The sequence below is a fragment of the Methylobacterium sp. J-030 genome, assembly GCF_022829545.1.
Lineage (GTDB): Bacteria > Pseudomonadota > Alphaproteobacteria > Rhizobiales > Beijerinckiaceae > Methylobacterium.
In genome coordinates, this window is record NZ_JAKSYM010000328.1 from 1 (window position 1) to 6,143 (window position 6,143).

The following is a 6,143-nucleotide window of genomic DNA, read 5'->3' on the forward strand; positions in this document are numbered from 1 at the left end:
TGGCCGCGTGATCGACATTGACAAGGATCCGACTGCGTATACAGCGGCTCGTGTCGCCTCGATTAACGCTGGTGGGCCGGTACGCACCGCGACCGAGCAATCGGTTCAGCAGATTCGCGTCCGCATCCAGCGCGATTTCTAGTTTCCCAGATTGGGATCGGGTTTCTCCAAAGCTCCGATCCTGATGTCCCCGTGCAAAGGGACCTCACTAGCCCGGCCGAAAGGCCGGGTTTTTTGTTATCCTGGAGATCGTCGGTTGTTCATGTCCGGGCCCGCCGCAAGCAGGTATTCTCAACTTCTGCAATGGGTCCTGCCCATGATAAAACGCCGAAAGTACGCCTTTCTTAGCTCGACTTTGGCCGATCAGACGGCCTGGCAGAGAGCGTAGGCCCAGGGCCGGGGTAAGACGAAGCGTCGTTTCGATTTGTGGCGCTGGCTGCGGGACATCAAAGAAGTCTGTTCACGTCAGAGCGCGTAGCGCACTACCGCGAGGGCGTTGATGAATGTCGGTTGCGATTTGGCGTACCATGCCGTCGTCTTGAACTGAGCACGTTCGCGGATCAGCAGACGGCTGGCGAGCAGCGTGACGATCGAGAATAGCGCGAGCAGGCAGGGTGTGGTGCGGGCGATGGCCTTGTCCGACCGCTGCCGATGGGTTTCTACGCCGAGGTGAGCGCGAGCCTCATGGAAGGTGACCTCGACATTCTAGCGCTGCACGAACCAGGACACGATCTGCACCGGCTCGCGGTCGAGATCTGTACAGAACAGAGCCTGCGGTGCGAAGCGGCTCTCGGGATCGCGCACCGGCGCCAGCGGATCGGCACGACCGGCAGGCCACCGTGCCGCCACACTGCGATCCCGGATGCGATCTCAAAGTTGCGCTCACGCGCCCCATACCAGCCGGGCACCAAGACCCCGTGCCAGCGCGTGTCTTTGGCAGTGAGGATCGCGGTAAGCGTCGGCAGCCGAGCGCTCTTGGTACGCGGGCGCCCGATCGTGCCCGGCGGCCGTGGCGGGCCGGCTCGTAGAGCGCCGCGTCGAGCCGTAGGCAGGTGACCGCCGTTATGCAACCGCGGCGCATCGCGTCGAGGAACAGCAGAGCGGCCAAGCCACTGTCGCCACCAGGATCAGATTGCGTGCCCGCAGTCAGCGGCGGCCCTGGAGGGCAAGTTGGCGTCCGACGTCGAGCAACGGCTTGTGCCGACGGCCCCGGTCGCGACAGCCGCGACCTGACGGCACCAGCGCGGTCAGAAACGGCAACGCCCAGACGCGCCCCGCACAGGGATCAGGGCGAGCACCATCAGGCTCATCCAGCACAGCCCGCTCGCTTTGACGAAATGGCTGTCGTTGGAGCGCACCGGGTCGCGGTAAATGCCTTCGGCCGCGATGCGCTTGCCGCGGCGGCGCTCAATTGTGTCGTCGAGCGCCAGAATGACCGGACCGAGGGGCGCGAAGGCCGCAATCAGCATCCCGAGCAGGGTGTGACTGCCGGTCCGAGGACACAAAGAGGCGCGGCTGAGCACGCAGTTGACGTTGACAAAGTGTCGGTCGCGTGTGTGGCCGGTGACGCGCAGCACGTTCGTTACGGTGCGCCGACCCGGAACTAGGATCGCGCCGATCAGCTAAAGCTGGGCATGGCGCCAGGAGCGATGGACGAATAGCAACGCGATAGGATGAACCCGGCGAAGCGGGCGGGCAGTGATGTCATGGCGGTGTCTCTTAACGGGGACACCACCAGCCTACCCGCCACGCCCGCTTCGTCACCTCACTCAATCAACACGCCGGAAATGGCCAAAGTCGAGCTTATACGTTTTGTGCAGCGGCATCGCATGGCGGCCCATCGCCAAGGATCTGCCGCCGCGTTCGATGTCGTTCGGCTTCTTCAGGCGCTGGCTCGACGCGGGATTGTTTGAACGGATCACCCCTCACTTTGTCACGGCCGATCGCGAGCGTGTAGGGCGGGAAGCCTCGCCGTCTGCAGTGGTGCTCGACAGCCAGGCCGTCAAAACGATGGAGACCGGTGGCCCGCGCGGCTATGAGGCTGGCAAGAAGGTCAAAGGCCGCTTGCGTCAGGCGTTGGTCGACAGCGTTGGGCGTACGCTCGTCTTCGATCCGCAACCTGCCAACTTGCAGAGCCGAGACGGAGTATAGATCCGTAACGCTTTGAGGTAACAGAGCCGCACATTTAACGAAGTTTATCACTTAAATCTTGGTTAATAATACTCCAAATAGACTAATATACAGCACAGTTTTACGTACTGATTTCGAATTATCTGTAGCCTGATTGCATGCCGCTTGACATTCGGCGTGCTTGCTGGCAGCAGATTGAAACGCGCGTTTCGCCGCTTCGTTGCGAAAACTTCTACATCAATCGCTAAGGCCAACTCTTCGTCTCGTCCGGGCAGCTGATAATATTCTCACGCTGAATAACTCGGTGCAATGGCCGGCAGAGCACAGATTTTCGCCGGCTCACCGGATTTGATAGCGAGTAAACGACTAGCTACTTCCAGCGTTCGTTTTAGTCGAAACACGGCGGGCTGGCTTTGTCGCTTTCAGAAGCGACTGACACGTTGCGACATCTTGGTCGAAGCTCGTTCCGCAATTTGTACAGATTTGCAATATTGCGTCGGCTCGGGTTTTACGCGAGGTAGAGCCACATCCGGGGCATCGAACAGGTGAGTCGGCTTCGCGCTTGATAAATGTTATGCCGTGTCTGGCCGCCTGAAGCTTGAGTATGCGCATCAACTCTGACGGAGCCGCAATATTACGGTACCAATGCACGCGGTTTGGAAAAAAAGCCCCCTCCGCTACTGCAGTTCTACGAGATGCAATCTCCCCAAATTTTATATCGTTCATGACGATCTCTGATATGTCATTCAGGAGATTGACAGCAATGTTATGATAGATATGATTGCGTCGGCCAACGCATTTCCTGCTTTGGTTGGCCAGCCATGTTGATAGCTTTAGGTGCTCTATTCGCCACGCAACCAGATCGGGGGCGATCAACTCTCTCTGCTGCTCAAGAAAAAAGGCTCCTTTGCAAAAGACCTTTAGATGTGCTGCATTTTTATCTTCGATTGATTGATATTGGTGAAGCAAAACTCGAAATTTTTGCGCATAGGCTTTTGCATCGGCGTTCTGAAGTAAATCGAGACCCTGTATTGTGCTTGAACGAACACGTTTCTGCAGATCCTCGATCAGTGAAAAAGACTCGATCAAATCGTTCGGTAGAACGACGAACCGTGGTTCTTCCCCGATGGCGAGCACAGTGGCGACACGCAGGCCCGCGGGGATACGTCGCCAGCCGATATCGACCCCTAAGCGCTTTGAGTTTGCTGGCACTGGGGCGAGCGGTTTTGCGGGACGCGTGCACATGAAGCTCGCGGCCCACCGCCACCGGCCGCCAACTTGGCGGCGCGTTATGATCACCTCCTTCAGGCGACACTCAGGTGGGATTGGCCGGTGCATGATCATGGGCCAAGTCACCACACGACGCTCCCCATCACGGACAAAGACTGTCGCCGTGAGCACTGTACGCTGTTCTCGACGCCTCTCCCCACGGCTCTCTGCCGACCATGCGCGCCCGGACGGTCGTCTAACCATCACTTGGCTCAGACTCCCATCGTAGAGAGACTCGACATCAGCCCCCCCCTGAATCGTGTTCGTAATTCGGCCGTTGTCGCTACTGGATCGACGGCGCATCGTATTCCCGCCTCTTAGCGCGGCACTGCGCGCGCGCTCGGAAGATCGAACGATTGCGTTGTAGTTGCCCCACCACAAGCCGCTGTTCTGTCGCGCGATCTTGACTTCCTCGCGCCGTGCGGTTTCCAAGGCACGAAGCTCGATTGCCATACGGCTAGTGGCATCCTTCTGTGCTATCGCGAGCTGTCTCTTTGATGTCGCCACGGCAGCCGACGGTGCCTGCCTCGAAAGCAGATTGTCATATTCAATTTTCGCTGCAAGAAACCCCGCATCTTTCTCAATTACAACTAAATATCGAGATGTATATTTTTCGTGTACATCGATGAGTTTATTCCAAAAATCATCCATGAGGCGCATCTCGCTCTCACAGTCCTCTGTCCATTCGACCGGCGCCAAAAGTCCATACTTCCGAATTACAATTTCGGTCTTTGTACCTTGAAATTCATTTTCATCTTCTAAGTTCATGTTTCGAACCTAAGGTGTGGTCATCGCAGGTTGTGAAGGTGAGCGAAATCGCCTTTGCGATTCTATCACATCAGCTTGGCGCTGGGTCGGTTCCAAGCCGGCATCCTTTACTAAGCATCGGCTTCGCAATGCTCTGATGTACGGCAGGGCTGCCGAAGAGGCGTGCAACCATGGCATATAGCAAACCTTTGCCGGCTAGCCCCTTCCCAATTTGTTGCGAGTAAGCAACATCGTCTTGGAACAGCCAAGATGGGTCAGAATCCTCGTTGCTCGCTGCAACGTGTTCGAACATGGTGGGTATGCACGGGGGCATCGCCAAGCGAGAGCCCGCATGAGCCTGCCGCTTAGACGCGGGCCAAATCAAATTTCGCGGCCTGATCCGGGTCAACCGGGCGACGCCGTGTTACGGGTCTCGAAGCTTTGGAGAAGTCGATGAAGCTCTTGAAGGGCACTCTACTCGGGTCGGCAGCCGCATTTGCGGCAGTCGGTGCCGCGAATGCGGCCGATCTGCCGGTCAAGAAGGCTATACCGATCGAGTACGTCCGCGTCTGCACCGCCTACGGCGCCGGGTTCTTTTACATCCCTGGCACGGACACCTGCTTGCGCATCTCGGGTCGGGCCCGGTTCGAGGGTGGCTACGAAACCACCTATTCACGTCAGTCCGGCGGCAACCTCGGCGACACCGCCGGTTACGGAACGCGCCTGCGCATCAACATGGACGCGCGGACGCAGACCGCCTATGGCACGCTCCGTGCCTTCGTGCGCCTGGACGCAGGCTCGCGCACCGGCGGATCGTATGGCGGTGGTACCTCCGGCACGCAGCAGCGTATCGGCAATGCCTACGCTGCATTAGGTCAGGATGAGTTCGGTCGCGCACAGCAGTTCATGAACGTCGACAAGGCGTTCATCCAGTTCGCTGGTCTCACCGCAGGTCGTGCGTCCTCGTTCTTCGACTTCTACGCCCACGACTTCGAGTTCGCCGGCGCGACCGCTGGCTCAGACATCTTCTCCACCAACCTGCTGGCCTACACGGCGACGGTCGGCAACGGCCTGTCGGCCACGATCTCGATCGAAGATCCGACGTTCCGTCGCACGAACGTCTTCTCGCCGCTTGCCACGACCGTTTCCGCCGCCAACGGTTCGATTTCGAACTTCGGTGTGACGTTCGTTCCATCGCCGATCTTCGTTCGTAACGCCGCGGGCACGCTGCTCGCCTCCTCGACGGCCTTCCAGACCGTTGATGTTATTCAGCGCAACGAGATGCCCGACTTCGTCGGCGAGGTGCGCTTGGATCAAGCCTGGGGCTCAGCTCAGCTATCGGCGGCATCGCACCAGATCGACATCGGCAACATCAACAGCACCCCTATCGCCGGTGCGGTCATCTCCCCATCTCACACGTCTTCGGCTTACGGCTACGCTATCCAGGGTGGCCTGAAGATCAACGCGCCGTTCATCGCCCCGGGCGATGCCCTGTACCTCCAGGGCGCCTACGCTGAGGGCGCCCAGAACTACACCGGCTACTGCGCCTACACCGGCTGCTACGCTCAGACTGCTGGTACCCTTCAGGGTTCGAAGTTCCAGCAGTACTTCAACGACGCGACGGTCAACCCTGTGACAGGCCAGCTGCAGCTGTCCAACAGCTTCACGGTCGTCGGGTCATATCTGCACTACTGGAGCCCAGAGTGGCGCTCAGCTTTCTTCGGCTCCTACGGTGAGATGAATTTCTCGGCTGCATCGCGGGCTGGTCAAAGCTTGATCTTCAGCGCACTAAACCCGACAGGTACCCAGGCCTTCGGCCAGAACGCGGTCGGCGCGCCGGGCACCCGGTTCTCGACCCTCAGCCAGGCGCTGCGTGACACGTACCAGTTCGTCGCTGGCGCGAACATCATCTGGTCACCGGTCAAGGACCTCGATATCGGCCTGGAGGGCTTCTACACCCAGATCGGCGTGAAGAATGGCCGCGTGATCGACATTGA

At 58.9% G+C, this 6,143-nt stretch carries 4 protein-coding genes and 1 pseudogene; 2 read left to right on the forward strand and 3 right to left on the reverse strand.

The features are described 5' to 3' along the window. Positions 1-705 precede the first annotated feature (705 nt). Both MKK75_RS25685 and MKK75_RS25690 read right to left on the reverse strand, forming a co-directional pair. Positions 706-849: a hypothetical protein gene (locus MKK75_RS25685; protein ID WP_244045333.1), complete on the reverse strand. Its 144-nt coding sequence runs from the start codon at positions 847-849 to the stop codon at positions 706-708. Between the two features lie 398 nt (positions 850-1,247). Then, positions 1,248-1,577 (reverse strand): transposase, encoded by a 330-nt coding sequence (locus MKK75_RS25690; RefSeq protein WP_244045334.1) that lies wholly within the window; start codon positions 1,575-1,577, stop codon positions 1,248-1,250. Positions 1,578-1,803: 226 nt separating this feature from the next. Between MKK75_RS25690 and MKK75_RS25695 the strand changes: the two are divergent. Continuing rightward, a pseudogene (locus tag MKK75_RS25695) lies at positions 1,804-2,145 on the forward strand (IS5/IS1182 family transposase); the annotation flags it as partial. A 351-nt stretch (positions 2,146-2,496) separates the two neighbouring features. On the opposite strand, the gene MKK75_RS25700 reads toward MKK75_RS25695, so the two are convergent. Further along, on the reverse strand, positions 2,497-4,167 hold the full coding sequence (locus MKK75_RS25700) for a transposase (RefSeq protein WP_244045335.1): 1,671 nt from the start codon (positions 4,165-4,167) through the stop codon (positions 2,497-2,499). A gap of 432 nt (positions 4,168-4,599) precedes the next feature. On the opposite strand from MKK75_RS25700, the gene MKK75_RS25705 reads away from it, so the two are divergent. Further along, positions 4,600-6,143, forward strand: a 1,544-nt coding sequence (locus MKK75_RS25705; protein ID WP_244045336.1) for a porin, incomplete at its 3' end; no start/stop codon positions are given.

Bases quoted from the DNA above. Each gene is read 5' to 3' on its own strand.
- MKK75_RS25700 (WP_244045335.1), bottom strand. From the start codon at position 4,167: ATGAACTTAGAAGATGAAAATGAATTTCAAGGTACAAAGACCGAAATT.